This is a genomic window from Janthinobacterium sp. LPB2021202312-11-4 (assembly GCF_037049705.1).
Taxonomy (GTDB): domain Bacteria; phylum Pseudomonadota; class Gammaproteobacteria; order Pseudomonadales; family Pseudomonadaceae; genus Aquipseudomonas.
Genome location: NZ_JBAGKV010000001.1, coordinates 307,463 through 320,804 on the forward strand (window position 1 = coordinate 307,463; position 13,342 = coordinate 320,804).

Sequence of the window (13,342 nt, forward strand, 5' to 3'; positions counted from 1 at the left end):
TTGTACGGAATCAGTTACCGGGCGCGGTCTGCCGCCAGGCTTGGGAGCGGCGCAGCAAACCGCGCGAGGCCCAGGCCAGCAGCAGGGACACGCCCGCCGAGGTGAACAGAATCAGGGTCGACATCGCCGCCGCGCCGCCAACGTTGCCGGCGTCGTCCATGTTCAGCACCGCCACCGCCGCGAGGATGGTGTCGGGGCTGTAGAGGAAGATCGCCGCCGAGACGGTGGTCATGGCCGAGACGAACAGGTAGCGCACGATGTCCAGCAGCGCCGGCAGGCAGATCGGCACAGTGACCCGCAGGTAATGCCGATACAGCGGCGCCTTGAGCGACAGCGCGGCGGCTTCGAACTCGGCGTCGAGTTGGCGCAGCGCGGTGGTGGCGGTCATTTGTGCGGTGGTCAGATAGTGCGCAATGGTGCAGACCACCAGCAGGGTCATGGTCCCGTAGAGCACGTGCAGCGGGTTGCCGTTGAGGTTGAAGAAGAAAACGTAACCCAAACCCAGCACCAGCCCCGGCACCGCCATCGGTACGAAACTGAGCATGCGCAAGGTCAGGTTCAGCCCGCGCTGGCCCTTGGTTTTTTCCATCAGGTAGGCGCCGGTGAAGATCAGCACGCTGCCGATCAACGCCGTGCACAACGCCATCTTCACGCTGTTGCCGTAGGCCAGCCAGCCGCCGCCCGCGGTGTTGTTGAACTGGTAATGATTGAGCGACAGCGACAGGTTGTACGGCCAGAATTTCACCAGCGATGAGAACACCGCCATGCCGAACACCAGCAGCAACACCGCGCAGATCAGCAGCACGATGGCCAGGTAGCAGCCGTCCCGCAGTTTCGACGGCGCTGGTTTGAACACCTGCGCCCGGCCGCTCATCGCATCGCCGTGACGCCGACGCAACCAGGCATCGACACCGAAGCTGAACAGCGCCGGCAGCAGCAACACCATGCCGATCAACGCGCCGCGACCAAATTGTTGTTGGCCGACCACGGCTTTGTAGGCTTCCAGCGCCAGCACTTGATAGTCGCCACCGACCACCACCGGCACGCCGAAATCGGTAATGGTCAACGTAAAGACCAGGCAGAACGCGGCGAACACCGCTTGACGCGTCGCCGGCCAGGTAATGCTGCGAAAGGCTTTCGCCGGGCTCGCGCCCATGCTGGACGCGGCATCGAACAAGCGCGCATCCGCCAACGAAAGCGCCGACAGAAGAATCATCAAGGCGTGTGGGAAGGTGTAGATCACCTCACCCAGAACAATGCCCCAAAAGCCGTAGATATTGTCCGAGAGCAAACCGCGCAGCATGCCCTGGTTGCCGAACAGGTAAACCAGCGCAATCCCCGGCAGCATCGATGGCGCCATCAGCGGCAGCAGCGACATGCCGCGCCAGATCGCCTTGCCCGGAATCAACGTGCGTTGCAGGGCGTAGGCAAACAGGTAGGCCAGCGGTACGACAATGGTGGCGACACTGAGGGAAACCTTCAGGCTGTTGCCGAGCAACCAGTGAAAATTCTCACTGGTGACCAGTTCCCGCGCCGCGACCAGACCACCACCCTGCCCGGCCTCACTGCTGAAACCGCGCCAGAAGATCGCCAGCAACGGCATCAACACCGCGATACCGAGCAACACCAGCAACAGGATTTTGCCGCCGACCACGAACACCCGGTCGCCGATCTCGGCACGGGAGGTCTGCCGAACCTGCTTGTGCGGTATCGGCAGCGCGAGGTTCGCGCTCATCAGGCAAACACCTGCAGGCTGCGGGGCGGCAAGGCGACCATGATGTTCTGGGCGCCGAGGCGCGGCATGGCTTCCGGCGCCAGCTCCGCGAGCAAGGCGTGGCCCGGCAATTGATCGAGTTCGAAGCTCATGCGGCAGCGGTTGCCGAGGAAGGTGATCTCGCGAACCTTGGCCGGGAACAGGTTTTCTTCATGCACCAGCGGATTGACGTTGATCGCCTCCGGGCGGCAGAACAATCGGCCGGACGCGGTTTTCGCACTGCCATCGGCCAGGCGCATATTCATCCCGCCGACCTGGGCATGGCTGTCGCTGCTGCGGTGGAATGGCAGCCAATTGCCCTGACCGACAAACTCCGCCACAAACGGCGTGGCCGGGCGGTCGTAGATTTCCTGCGGCGTGGCGTACTGCTCGACCTTGCCGTTGTTCATCACGGCGATGCGGTCGGCCATCAGCATCGCTTCGTCCTGATTGTGGGTGACCATCAGGGTGGTAACGCCAAGGTTGCGCTGCAATTGGCGCAACTCGGTGCACAGATGTTCGCGAACCCGGGCGTCGAGGGCCGACATCGGTTCGTCCAGCAACAACAACGACGGCGCCGGGGCCAAGGCGCGGGCCAGTGCAACCCGCTGTTGTTGGCCGCCAGACAATTGGCCGGGGTACTTTTTTTCGCTGCCGAGCAGGCCGACCAGTTCCAGCATCTGGCCGACCCGTTTGCGCACTTCATCACGACCACTGCCGGCGAGGCCGTAGGCAATGTTCGCTTCGACCGTCAGATTGGGGAACAAGGCGTAGGACTGGAACAGGATGCCGTAATCCCGGGCCTGCGGCGCGAGGTGGGAAACATCGCGATCACCGAGGTACAACTCGCCGCTGTCCTGTTTCTCCAGACCGGCGATGCAGCGCAGCAACGTGGTTTTGCCACAACCCGACGGGCCCAGCAGACACACCAATTCGCCGGCCGCCACGTCCAGGGAGACGTTATCCAGCGCGGTGAACGCGCCAAAGCGTTTCTGCACGCCGCGCACTTTCATGGGTGCGCCGGGGTTGGTCAGGGCAGTTGCGATCGAGTGGTTCATGGACAGGCCTCATCAAGCAGATGAAGGCCATCCTAGGTTTGTAATGCGTCCGTCATATGGCAGTGAGGCAAAAACGGCTGATAGTGGTATTCGGGGATTTGGGTTCGCTCGCAAAAGATCAAAAGATCGCAGCCTTCGGCAGCTCCTACGCCGACCGCATTCCCCTGTAGGAGCTGCCGAAGGCTGCGATCTTTTGATCTATGCGGGCGCCATTTCCTGCGCCAACCCCAAAAACGCCGCCGGCAACCGCGCGCCTTTGCGCTCCTTGAGGCAGTACAAATACTCGGGAATCTGCGGTGCATTTTCGATGGTCAGCACCCGCAACTGCGGATCATGGGGCACTTCCTGGCGGGCGATGATGCTGATGCCGATATTGCGCAGCACCGCTTCGCGAATCGACTCACGGCTGCCGATCTCCAGCAACGGCCCGAAACTCACCCCGGCGCTGGCCAGCAATTCCTCAGTCAGTCGCCGAGTGGTGGAGCCCGACTCGCGCATCAACAACGTATGCCCGGCCAACGCGCTGAGCGGCACATGATCGTGCACCGCTAGCGGGTGATTGCGATGCACCGCCAATACCAGCGGATCGCTGCCGAGCACGCGTCGAATCAGCCGCGCATCGTCGAGCAATTGCGAGGACGCGGCGACATCGACCCGGTAATCCTCCAACGCTTCGAGTACTTGCTGGGAGTTGCCGATTTCCACCGACACTTCCACCTGCGGCAAGCGCTCGCGGAAGGTCTTCACCAGATCGAGGATGTAATACGGCGCGGTGGCGGCGATGCGCAGCGTGCCCTGGACCTGACCGCTGTTGCGCAGGAAAAACTCGATGTCGGCTTCCTGCTGCAACAGCGTCTTGACCATCGGCAACAGCCGCGCACCTTCATCGCTGACGCTGAGGCGGCGGCCGCCACGGTAGAACAGCTCAACCGAGTACTGGCTTTCCAGGTTGCGAATCTGGGTGGTCACGGTGGGCTGGCTCAGGCCGAGTTTCTTGGCCGCCAGGGTAATGCTGCCCAGGCGGGCCACCATGTAAAACGCCTTCAGCTCGGCACTCAGCACAGCCGTTCCTCATCCTTACTTACGCAACAGGCGCAAACCGTTGAACACCACCAACAGGCTCACGCCCATGTCGGCAAACACCGCCATCCACATGGTGGCGATCCCGGCGAAGGTTACCCCAAGAAAGATCGCCTTGATGACCAATGCGAGGGCGATGTTCTGTTTGAGGATGCTCGAGGTCTGGCGCGACAGACGAATGAACGCAGGGATCTTGCGCAGATCGTCGTCCATCAGGGCGACATCGGCGGTTTCGATGGCGGTATCGGTGCCCGCTGCGGCCATGGCGAAACCGATTTCCGCCCGGGCCAGCGCCGGGGCGTCGTTGATGCCATCGCCGACCATGCCGACGTTATGCCCTTTCGCATACAGGGCCTCGATGGCTTGCAGCTTATCGGTCGGCAGCAGATCGCCCTTGGCTTCGTCGATGCCGACTTGGGCGGCAATCGCCTGGGCGGTGTGGACGTTGTCGCCAGTGAGCATCAGGGTTTTGATGCCCAGGGCGTGGAGTTGCTGGATCGCTTCGCGGCTGGACTCTTTGACTGTGTCAGCGACAGCAAACAGCGCCAATGGGCCGGACTTGTTGAGCAGCAGCACCACGGATTTGCCCTGTTTCTCCAGGGCAAACAGCTTCTCTTCCAGGGCTGGCGAGCACAGGTTCAGCTCTTCCACCAGCCGATGATTGCCCAAGTGGTAGACCTGGCCGTCAATCTCGCCGCGCACACCGCGACCGGCCAGGGCTGCGAAGTTATCCACAACCTGCGGTGCGAATTGTTTATCCACAGCGGCGTTGGCGATGGCCAGCGACACCGGGTGATCGGAACGACCGGCCAGCGCGGCGGCAATGGCCGGGGCGGTTTCGTCGGTGGTCGGGTCGAGGGACAAATAGTCGGTTTGCACCGGTTTGCCGTGGGTGATCGTGCCGGTCTTGTCCAGCGCCAGGTAATCGAGCTTGTGCCCACTCTCCAGATAGACGCCGCCCTTGACCAAAATCCCTTTGCGCGCCGCTGCCGCGAGGCCGCTGACGATGGTCACCGGGGTGGAAATCACCAATGCACACGGGCACGCGACCACCAGCAACACCAGCGCACGGTAAATCCAGTCGAACCACACAGCGCCCATGAACAGCGGCGGAATCACGGCAACAGCCAACGCCAGCAGGAATACCGCCGGGGTGTAGATTTTCGAAAACTGATCAACGAAACGCTGGGTCGGTGCCCGCGCGCCTTGAGCCTGCTCGACGGCGTGGATGATCCGCGCCAGGGTCGAGTTGTTCGCGGCGGCGGTCACCGTGTACTCCAGGGAGCCGGCCTGATTGATGGTGCCGGCGAAGACTTTATCGCCCACCGTTTTCTCGATCGGCAGGCTTTCGCCGGTGATCGGCGCCTGATCGATGGTCGATGTGCCGGACACTACTTGTCCGTCGAGGCCGATGCGCTCGCCGGGACGCACGCGCACTCGCGCCCCCAGTTCGATGCTTTTAACCTCCTGTTCGACCCAACTGCCGTCAGCCTGCTGCACCGTGGCCTGTTCCGGGGTCATCTGCATCAAGCCACCGATGGCGTTACGCGCACGGTCCAGGGACTTGGCTTCGATCAACTCGGCCACGGTGAACAGGAACATCACCATCGCCGCTTCCGGCCACTGGCCGATCAGGATCGCGCCGGTTACCGCGATGCTCATCAGCGCATTGATGTTCAGGTTCAGGTTTTTGAGGGCGATCCAGCCTTTTTTGTAGGTGGTCAGGCCGCCGCTGAGGATCGACACCAGCGCGATGATCGCCACCACCCAGGTCGGGGCGGCGTTGGTGAAGTGGATGACTTCGGCGGCGAGCGCACCGACGCCAGACAGGGCCAGGGGCCACCAGTGTTTTTTCTCGGCGGCGGGCGCGGGGGCTTCGACGCCCTGCTCCAAAGGCTCCGCCACCATGCCCAGCGACTTGATCGCCTCGATAATCGGCGCGGTGCTTGGCAGGTCATGGGTCACGCCCAACACCCGGTTGATCAGGTTGAATTCCAGTTGCTGCACACCCGAGAGCTTGCCCAGTTTGTTCTGGATCAGCGTCTGCTCGGTCGGGCAGTCCATCGCGTCGATGCGGAAACTGCTCAGCCGTGCGCCGTCGGTCGGCTTGTCGCTGAGCTTGATCAGCGATGGCGCCGCCACTTTGGAGGAACAGCAGGAATCGCCGTGGCTGCCGTGGTCGTGCGTCTTCTGCACAGGCTGCAGCTTGTGGCTGTGATCACCATGATCGTGATCGTGCCCATCGTCAGGTTTGTGGATGTGAAGGGAATCGCTCATCGGGTTGCGTCCATAAAGGTGCCTGTTGCCAAGTAAAGACCCTGTAGCCACTATAGGGTCAAGCAACCTTTTGGAGATTGTCGCGATGAAGATCGGCGAATTGGCCAAACTCACCGACTGCGCGGTGGAAACCATCCGCTATTACGAGCGCGAAAACCTGCTGCCAGAGCCGGCCCGCAGCGATGGCAACTACCGCGTCTACACCCAGGCCCACGCCGAACGCCTGACGTTTATCCGCAACTGCCGCACCCTCGACATGACCCTCGAAGAAATCCGCAGCCTGTTGGCCCTGCGCGACAGCCCGCAGGATCAGTGCGAAAACGTGAATGCGTTGATCGACGAACACATTCATCACGTCAAGGCACGGATCGATGGATTGATGGCGTTGCAGGCACAACTGCTCGACCTGCGCCAACGCTGCGGCGAAGGGCCGGACATCGATCAATGCGGGATTTTGCAGCGGCTGGAAGTCAGCGGCGGGGTGGTGGCGACGGAGGTGGAGCATTCCCATGTCGGCCGCAGTCACGGCCACTAAACATCGCATGCCCCCGTAGGAGCTGCCGAAGGCTGCGATCTTTTGATCTTGATCTTCGGCGGCTTCGGGATCGCCAAGATCAAAAGATCGCAGCCTTCGGCAGCTCCTACGGGGGGATCAATGATCGTTCCCATGAACGATCATGCGCCGGAGCTTTAAACCGCCATCGGCGCGGTCATCGGCGCGTGGTGCTGATAACCCTCAAGCGAGAAATCGCCCGGTTCGATCAGCTCCAACCATTCCGGCTGATAAACGCCTGTCTTGGAAAACTCTGGCACACGGTCGCTAATCACCAGTTTCGGCATCGGGAACGGCTCACGGGTGAGCTGTTCGTTGAGCATGTCCAAATGGTTTTCGTAGACGTGGGCATCACCGATGAAATAGGTGAACCAGCGCGGCGTGTAGCCGGTCAGGCGCCCGATCAGGCTCAGCAGCGCGGCGCCTTCGGTGAGGTTGAACGGCGTGCCCAGGCCCAGATCGTTGGAGCGGATGTAGAGGGTCAGGGAGATTTCCCTGGTCTCGACATTCGGGTGGAACTGGTAAAGCAGATGGCACGGTGGCAGGGCCATTTCATCGAGCTGCGCGACGTTCCAGCCGTGGAACAGGATGCGGCGGCTGCCCGGGTCCTTGATGATGGTGTCGACGCACTGGCGAATCTGGTCGATCGCCTTGTACAGCACCACGTAAGCCTGGCCGTTCTCTTCGCCTTCGGCGATCTGGCGATAGCCTTGGCTCAAGGTCTGCTCGATGGCGGCTTGATTGCTGACCGGGATCTGCTTGTACGCTGGCCATTTGCGCCATTGCACGCCGTAGATTTCGCCGAGGTCGTCTTCGCCCTGGCGGAACGGGTTGGCCAGCCACTGGGCGTTTTCGTTGGCGTTCTGGTCCCAGACTTTGCAGCCCAGGGCACGGAATTCGGCGGCGTTGTTCACCCCACGCAGAAAACCGCACATCTCGCCGATGGCCGATTTGAAGGCCATCTTGCGGGTGGTGATCGCCGGGAAACCTTCTTTCAGGTCATAGCGCAGCATCGCGCCCGGGAAGCTGATGGTGTTGACGCCGGTGCGGTTGGCTTGTTTGGTGCCGTTCTTGATGACGTGGGCCACCAGATCGAGATATTGCTTCATGAGTTACCTGTGTCCTTGAACCCGGGAGCCGTCGCCCCCGGGATTCCAATTTATACCGCCGCCGCAGGCGCCGTCGGGGCGCGATGATACGCCAGCCAGATCAGGAACAGACCGGCGAGCACCATCGGTACGCACAGCACCTGACCCATGGTCAGCCAGCCCCAGGCCAGATAGCCCAGTTGCGCATCCGGCACGCGAACGAATTCGACGATGAAACGGAAGATGCCGTAAAACAGCGTGAACATCCCCGAAACGGCCATGGTCGGCCGCGGTTTGCGCGAGAACAGCCACAAGATCAGGAACAGCGCGACGCCTTCGAGCGCGAACTGATACAGCTGCGACGGGTGACGCGGCAACTGCGCCGGATCGCTGAACGGCGGGAAGATCATCGCCCACGCCACGTCGGTCGGCTTGCCCCACAACTCGGCGTTGATGAAGTTGCCGATGCGCCCGGCGCCCAGGCCGATCGGCACCATCGGTGCCACGAAGTCCATCAACTGGAAGAACGACTTGTTGTTCTTTTTACCGAACCACAACGCCGCGAGCATCACGCCGATAAATCCGCCATGGAAGGACATGCCGCCCTTCCACACTTCGAAAATCAGCGTCGGGTTGGCCAGGTAAGCGCTCAGATCGTAAAACAGCACGTAGCCCAACCGCCCGCCGACAATCACCCCCATCGACATCCAGAAGACCATGTCGGAGAGTTTCTCCTTGGTCCAGGTCGGATCGAAGCGGTTCAGGCGCCGGGACGCCAGCAGCCAGGCGCCGCCGATGCCGATCAGGTACATCAGACCGTACCAGTGGATTTTCAGCGGACCGATGGCCAGGGCCACCGGGTCGATCTGCGGGTAAGGCAGCATTGCGACTCCTCGTTAGAGTTGAAACCTTCAAAATTCCCGGGGGACGCTGTCACCTCAGGATTAAGCCAGGATTGCGATTGGCGTCAGAGCAGGAAATTCAGGCCCACGCAGAACAGCAAAGCGGCGAATAGGCTTTTGAGCAAGCGCGGCGACAGCTTGTGGGCCAGTCGTGCGCCGAAGCGAGCGAAAAACATGCTGGTCAGGGCGATCCCCAGCAACGCCGGCAAATACACAAAACCGAGACTATGGGCCGGCAGCAGCGGATCGTGCCAGCCCAGAATCATGAAAAATAATGCACTGGACACCGCAATCGGCAAGCCGCAGGCCGAAGACGTGGCCACCGCTTGCTGCATCGGCACGCTGCGCCAGGTCAGGAACGGCACGGTCAGCGAGCCGCCGCCAATCCCGAAAATCGCCGAGGCCCAGCCAATCACACTGCCGGCTACGGTCAGACCGACTTTGCCCGGCACCGTTCGGCTGGCCTTGGGTTTGAGGTCCAAAGCGAGCTGAACGGCGACGATCAGCGCGAATACACCAATGATCTTCTGCAAATGCGGGCCGGAAATCGCTTCCGCCGTCAGCGCGCCAAAACCGGCGCCGATCAGGATGCCAAGGGTCATCCAGGCAAAAATCGGCCAACGCACGGCGCCACGGCGGTGATGCTCGCGGATCGCGTTCACCGAGGTAAAAATGATCGTCGCCAGGGAAGTGCCGACCGCCAGGTGAGTCAGGATCGACGGATCGAAGCCTTGCAGTTTGAAACTGAACACCAGCACCGGGACGATGATGATTCCGCCACCGACCCCGAACAGCCCGGCCAGCACGCCCGCACAGGCGCCCAGCGCCAGATAGAGCACAAATTCCATGGCCGACCCCACGCATCCCGAAAATAGGAGCGGCATGGTAACGGAAGCAGGGGCTCGGGCTCTACTGCGCGTGGCGATGGATCGACGGGCGATGTCTGCGTAGAGTGGGCAAAAAACACACAAGGACCACCTTATGTGCCTGATTGTCTTTGCCTGGCGGCCCGGCCACGCCCAGCCGCTGATCGTGGCGGCCAACCGCGACGAATTCTACGCCCGACCCACCTCCCCCCTGGCCCGCTGGCCCCACGCACCCCACGTCCATGCCGGCCGGGACCTGGAAGCCGGCGGCACCTGGCTCGGTGTCGGCGCCAACGGCCGCTTTGCCGCGCTGACCAACATCCGCGATCCCCATCAGCCACCGTCGCGCAAGTCCCGGGGTGAACTGGTGGCCGGGTTTCTCAGCGGCGAGATGTCGATTGATGACTATTTGAGCGACGTTGTCCGACGTTCGCTGGACTATGCCGGGTTTAACCTGCTGATCGGCAACACCCACGAACTGTGGCATTTCAATGCCCGGGAAACCGAAGCGGTGATGCTGGCGCCCGGGGTTTACGGGTTATCCAACGCGGGGCTGGATACGCCGTGGCCGAAGGTGTTGAAGGCCAAGGCTGCGCTGAGCGAAGTGCTGGACGATCCGCAGCCTGAGGCGTTACTGGCGATTTTGAGCGATGCGCAGACGGCGCCGTTTGCCGAATTGCCGGATACCGGGGTTGGCCTGGCGACCGAGAGTTTGTTGTCGAGTGTGTTTATTGCCAGCCCGAGTTACGGGACGCGGGCGAGTACGGCGTTGATTGTTCAAGCGGACGGGACGCGGGTGATGGTCGAAAGGAGTTTCGGGCCCTATGGCGGGCGGTTGGGGGAAGTGGAGATCAGAATTTAGTTTTTTGGTGTATCTGAAGACGCCTTCGCGGGCAAGCCTCGCTCCTACAGGGAACCACCGAATCTGTAGGAGCGAGGCTTGCCCGCGAAGAGGCCATCAGCGTTTTAGAGGGTTTTGACCGCCGCCGGATTGACCATTCGCGCCAACCCAAGGTTCTTCAGCGCCAGTTGCAGCGAACTGTGAATAACCTGCGGGTTGTCGATGGTCATCAGCTCAGCCAGCAATTCCTTGGCCTTGCTCAGGTTGACCTGGCGCAGCATCCACTTCACCTTCGGCAAGTTGGTGGCATTCATCGACAGGCTATCGAAGCCCATCGCCATCAACAGCACCGCCGCCGCCGGGTCACCGGCCATCTCGCCGCAGATACTCACCGGTTTGCCTTCGGCATGGGCGTCGCGCACGACGTTCTGCAAAGCTTGCAGCACCGCCGGGTGCAGGTAGTCGTAGAGGTCGGCCACTCGCGGGTTGTTACGGTCCACGGCCAGCAGGTACTGGGTCAAGTCGTTGGAGCCGACGGACAGGAAGTCCACCATCCGCGCCAGTTCCTTGGTCTGGTACACCGCCGCCGGAATCTCGATCATCACGCCAATCGGCGGCATCGGCACGTCGGTGCCTTCGTCGCGCACTTCACCCCAGGCCCGGTGAATCAGGTGCAGGGCTTCTTCGAGTTCGTGGATGCCGGAGATCATCGGCAGCAGAATCCGCAGGTTGTTCAAGCCTTCGCTGGCCTTGAGCATCGCGCGGGTCTGGACCAGGAAGATTTCCGGGTGATCGAGGGTGACGCGAATGCCGCGCCAGCCGAGAAACGGGTTGTCTTCCTTGATCGGGAAGTACGACAGCGACTTGTCGCCGCCGATATCCAGGCTGCGCATGGTCACCGGTTGCGGGTGGAACGCGGCGAGTTGCTCGCGGTAGATCGCCAGTTGTTCTTTTTCGCTCGGGAAGCGCTGGTTGATCATGAACGGCACTTCGGTGCGGTACAGACCGACACCCTCGGCGCCACGCTTCTGCGCCCGCGCCACGTCCGCCAGCAGGCCGGTGTTGACCCACAGCGGCATGCGATGACCATCGAGGGTCACGCACGGCAGATCGCGCAGGGAATCGAGACCGAGCGCCAGTTGCTTCTCTTCTTCCACCACCTCGGCGAACTGCTTGCGCAGCACGTCGCTGGGGTTGGTGTAGACCTCACCGCGATTGCCGTCGACGATCAGTTCGATGCCGTCGACCTTGGCATACGGCAGGTCGACCAGGCCCATCACCGTCGGGATGCCCATCGCCCGAGCGAGGATCGCGACGTGGGAGTTGCCTGAGCCGAGGACCGAAACCAAACCCACCAGCGTGCCTTCCGGCACCTCGCCGAGCATCGCCGGCGTCAGTTCTTCGCTGACCAGAATGGTTTTTTCCGGGTAGACCAGGTTCTGCTGACGTTCTTCCTGCAGATAAGCCAGCAAGCGCCGGCCGAGATCCTTGACGTCCGATGCGCGCTCACGCAGGTACGCATCGTCCATCAGTTCGAAACGATTGACGTGATCGGTCACCACTTGGCGCAACGCGCCCTGGGCCCACTGGCCGGTCTTGATCACGGTGGTGACTTCGCTGCCCAGCGCGGCATCGTCGAGCATCATCAGGTAGACATCGAACAGCGCACGCTCTTCCGGGCGCAGTTGGGTTGCCAGTTTCGCCGACAACGCACGCATGTCGGTGCGCACACCTTCGATGGCGGTCTTGAACAGCGCCAGCTCGGCGTCGATGTCGGTGATGGTCTTGTCCGGCACCACGTCCAGGTCGGCGGGCGGCAGCATGACCACCGCGGTACCGACCGCCGCACCCGGCGAACCCGGCACGCCGACGAACTTGGCTTCCTGGATGCCCTTGCCCTGGCGGCCCAGGCCACGGATCGAACCGGTGGCCTCGGCGTGGGCGATAACACCCGCCAGTTGCGCACTCATGGTCACGAGGAAGGCTTCTTCACCTTCATCGAACTGGCGGCGTTCTTTTTGCTGAATGACCAACACGCCGACAACGCGGCGGTGGTGAATGATCGGCGCTCCGAGGAAGGAGGCGTAGCGTTCTTCACCGGTCTCGGCGAAGTAGCGGTAGCGCGGGTGATCCGCGGCGTTTTCGAGGTTCAGGGGTTCTTCACGCGTGCCGACCAGGCCAACCAGACCTTCGTTGGGTGCCATGCTGACTTTGCCGATCGAGCGCTTGTTCAAGCCCTCGGTGGCCATCAGCACGAAGCGGTTGGTTTCAGGGTCGAGCAGGTAGACCGAGCAGACCTGGCTGCCCATGGCCTCTTTGACGCGCAACACAATAATCCCCAACGCCGCCTTGAGATCCTTGGCGGAGTTAACTTCCTGGACGATCTTGCGCAGCGTATTGAGCATGGCTCGGGGTCGAACTCCGTCGTCAGTCGCGCGCTAAAAGGCGCGGGGCAAGCTCTTTGAGAGCGCGTCGATACACCTCGCGCTTGAATGTCACCACCTGGCCCAACGGATACCAATAGCTGACCCAGCGCCAGCCATCGAATTCCGGTTTACCGGTCAAATCCATCCGCACCCGCTGCTCGTTGGAGATCAGGCGCAGGAGAAACCATTTCTGTTTCTGGCCGATGCACAGCGGTTGGCTGTGGGTACGGACCAGACGTTGCGGCAAACGATAGCGCAACCAGCCCCGGGTGCAGGCGAGAATTTCAACATCTTCGCGCTCCAGACCCACTTCTTCGTTCAACTCGCGGTACAAGGCGTCTTCCGGCGTCTCCTGGGGGTTGATCCCGCCCTGTGGAAACTGCCAGGCATCTTGATTGATACGGCGAGCCCATAGCACCTGGCCGGCATCATTCGTGAGAATGATCCCGACATTGGGGCGGAAACCATCGGGGTCGATCACGGCAACAACCTCGCAAA

General features: G+C 61.8%; 11 protein-coding genes. 2 read left to right on the forward strand and 9 right to left on the reverse strand.

Translation table 11 applies throughout. From position 1 onward, the window contains the following. Positions 1-10: 10 nt before the first annotated feature. The 4 genes from V5E99_RS01380 to V5E99_RS01395 all read right to left on the reverse strand — a co-directional run bounded on the left by V5E99_RS01380 (position 11) and on the right by V5E99_RS01395 (position 6,168). Positions 11-1,735, reverse strand: a complete 1,725-nt coding sequence (locus V5E99_RS01380; protein ID WP_499800348.1) for a putative 2-aminoethylphosphonate ABC transporter permease subunit — start codon at positions 1,733-1,735, stop codon at positions 11-13. Next, positions 1,735-2,811 carry a putative 2-aminoethylphosphonate ABC transporter ATP-binding protein gene (locus V5E99_RS01385; protein ID WP_499800349.1) on the reverse strand — a complete coding sequence of 359 codons (1,077 nt, stop codon included), beginning with the start codon at positions 2,809-2,811 and terminating at the stop codon, positions 1,735-1,737. Before V5E99_RS01385 ends, V5E99_RS01380 begins: the two co-directional genes overlap by 1 nt. Positions 2,812-3,009: 198 nt before the next feature. Further along, positions 3,010-3,873, reverse strand: a complete 864-nt coding sequence (locus V5E99_RS01390; RefSeq protein ID WP_008026094.1) for a LysR family transcriptional regulator — start codon at positions 3,871-3,873, stop codon at positions 3,010-3,012. Positions 3,874-3,888: 15 nt separating this feature from the next. Next, on the reverse strand, positions 3,889-6,168 hold the full coding sequence (locus V5E99_RS01395; protein WP_499800352.1) for a heavy metal translocating P-type ATPase: 2,280 nt from the start codon (positions 6,166-6,168) through the stop codon (positions 3,889-3,891). A gap of 85 nt (positions 6,169-6,253) precedes the next feature. On the opposite strand from V5E99_RS01395, the gene cadR reads away from it, so the two are divergent. Continuing rightward, entirely contained in the window at positions 6,254-6,703 is a 450-nt protein-coding gene (gene cadR, locus V5E99_RS01400) for a Cd(II)/Pb(II)-responsive transcriptional regulator (protein WP_499800354.1), read from the forward strand. A gap of 155 nt (positions 6,704-6,858) precedes the next feature. Here the strand turns inward: cadR and V5E99_RS01405 are convergent, their stop codons facing one another. The 3 genes from V5E99_RS01405 to V5E99_RS01415 form a co-directional block, all read right to left on the reverse strand. Continuing rightward, the gene (locus V5E99_RS01405) at positions 6,859-7,830 is read right to left on the reverse strand and encodes a thymidylate synthase (RefSeq protein ID WP_499800356.1); all 972 of its coding nucleotides are present in this window, start codon (positions 7,828-7,830) and stop codon (positions 6,859-6,861) included. Positions 7,831-7,880: 50 nt separating this feature from the next. Beyond that, entirely contained in the window at positions 7,881-8,693 is an 813-nt protein-coding gene (lgt, locus tag V5E99_RS01410) for a prolipoprotein diacylglyceryl transferase (protein WP_499800358.1), read from the reverse strand. Between the two features lie 83 nt (positions 8,694-8,776). Next, positions 8,777-9,559: a sulfite exporter TauE/SafE family protein gene (locus V5E99_RS01415; RefSeq protein ID WP_499800360.1), complete on the reverse strand. Its 783-nt coding sequence runs from the start codon at positions 9,557-9,559 to the stop codon at positions 8,777-8,779. 133 nt (positions 9,560-9,692) lie between these two features. Here V5E99_RS01415 and V5E99_RS01420 point away from each other — a divergent pair, with 133 nt between their 5' ends. Then, positions 9,693-10,439: an NRDE family protein gene (locus V5E99_RS01420; RefSeq protein ID WP_499800362.1), complete on the forward strand. Its 747-nt coding sequence runs from the start codon at positions 9,693-9,695 to the stop codon at positions 10,437-10,439. Between the two features lie 104 nt (positions 10,440-10,543). On the opposite strand, the gene ptsP is transcribed toward V5E99_RS01420, so the two are convergent. Together ptsP and V5E99_RS01430 are read right to left on the reverse strand one after the other, a co-directional pair. Further along, positions 10,544-12,823 carry a phosphoenolpyruvate--protein phosphotransferase gene (gene ptsP, locus V5E99_RS01425; protein WP_499800364.1) on the reverse strand — a complete coding sequence of 760 codons (2,280 nt, stop codon included), beginning with the start codon at positions 12,821-12,823 and terminating at the stop codon, positions 10,544-10,546. A 22-nt stretch (positions 12,824-12,845) separates the two neighbouring features. Then, positions 12,846-13,325 carry an RNA pyrophosphohydrolase gene (locus tag V5E99_RS01430; protein ID WP_007897732.1) on the reverse strand — a complete coding sequence of 160 codons (480 nt, stop codon included), beginning with the start codon at positions 13,323-13,325 and terminating at the stop codon, positions 12,846-12,848. Positions 13,326-13,342 lie beyond the last annotated feature (17 nt).

Bases quoted from the DNA above. Each gene is read 5' to 3' on its own strand.
- cadR (WP_499800354.1), top strand. From the start codon at position 6,254: ATGAAGATCGGCGAATTGGCCAAACTCACCGACTGCGCGGTGGAAACC.
- ptsP (WP_499800364.1), bottom strand. From the start codon at position 12,823: ATGCTCAATACGCTGCGCAAGATCGTCCAGGAAGTTAACTCCGCCAAG.
- V5E99_RS01415 (WP_499800360.1), bottom strand. From the start codon at position 9,559: ATGGAATTTGTGCTCTATCTGGCGCTGGGCGCCTGTGCGGGCGTGCTG.
- V5E99_RS01395 (WP_499800352.1), bottom strand. From the start codon at position 6,168: ATGAGCGATTCCCTTCACATCCACAAACCTGACGATGGGCACGATCAC.
- V5E99_RS01420 (WP_499800362.1), top strand. From the start codon at position 9,693: ATGTGCCTGATTGTCTTTGCCTGGCGGCCCGGCCACGCCCAGCCGCTG.
- lgt (WP_499800358.1), bottom strand. From the start codon at position 8,693: ATGCTGCCTTACCCGCAGATCGACCCGGTGGCCCTGGCCATCGGTCCG.
- V5E99_RS01380 (WP_499800348.1), bottom strand. From the start codon at position 1,735: ATGAGCGCGAACCTCGCGCTGCCGATACCGCACAAGCAGGTTCGGCAG.
- V5E99_RS01405 (WP_499800356.1), bottom strand. From the start codon at position 7,830: ATGAAGCAATATCTCGATCTGGTGGCCCACGTCATCAAGAACGGCACC.
- V5E99_RS01385 (WP_499800349.1), bottom strand. From the start codon at position 2,811: ATGAACCACTCGATCGCAACTGCCCTGACCAACCCCGGCGCACCCATG.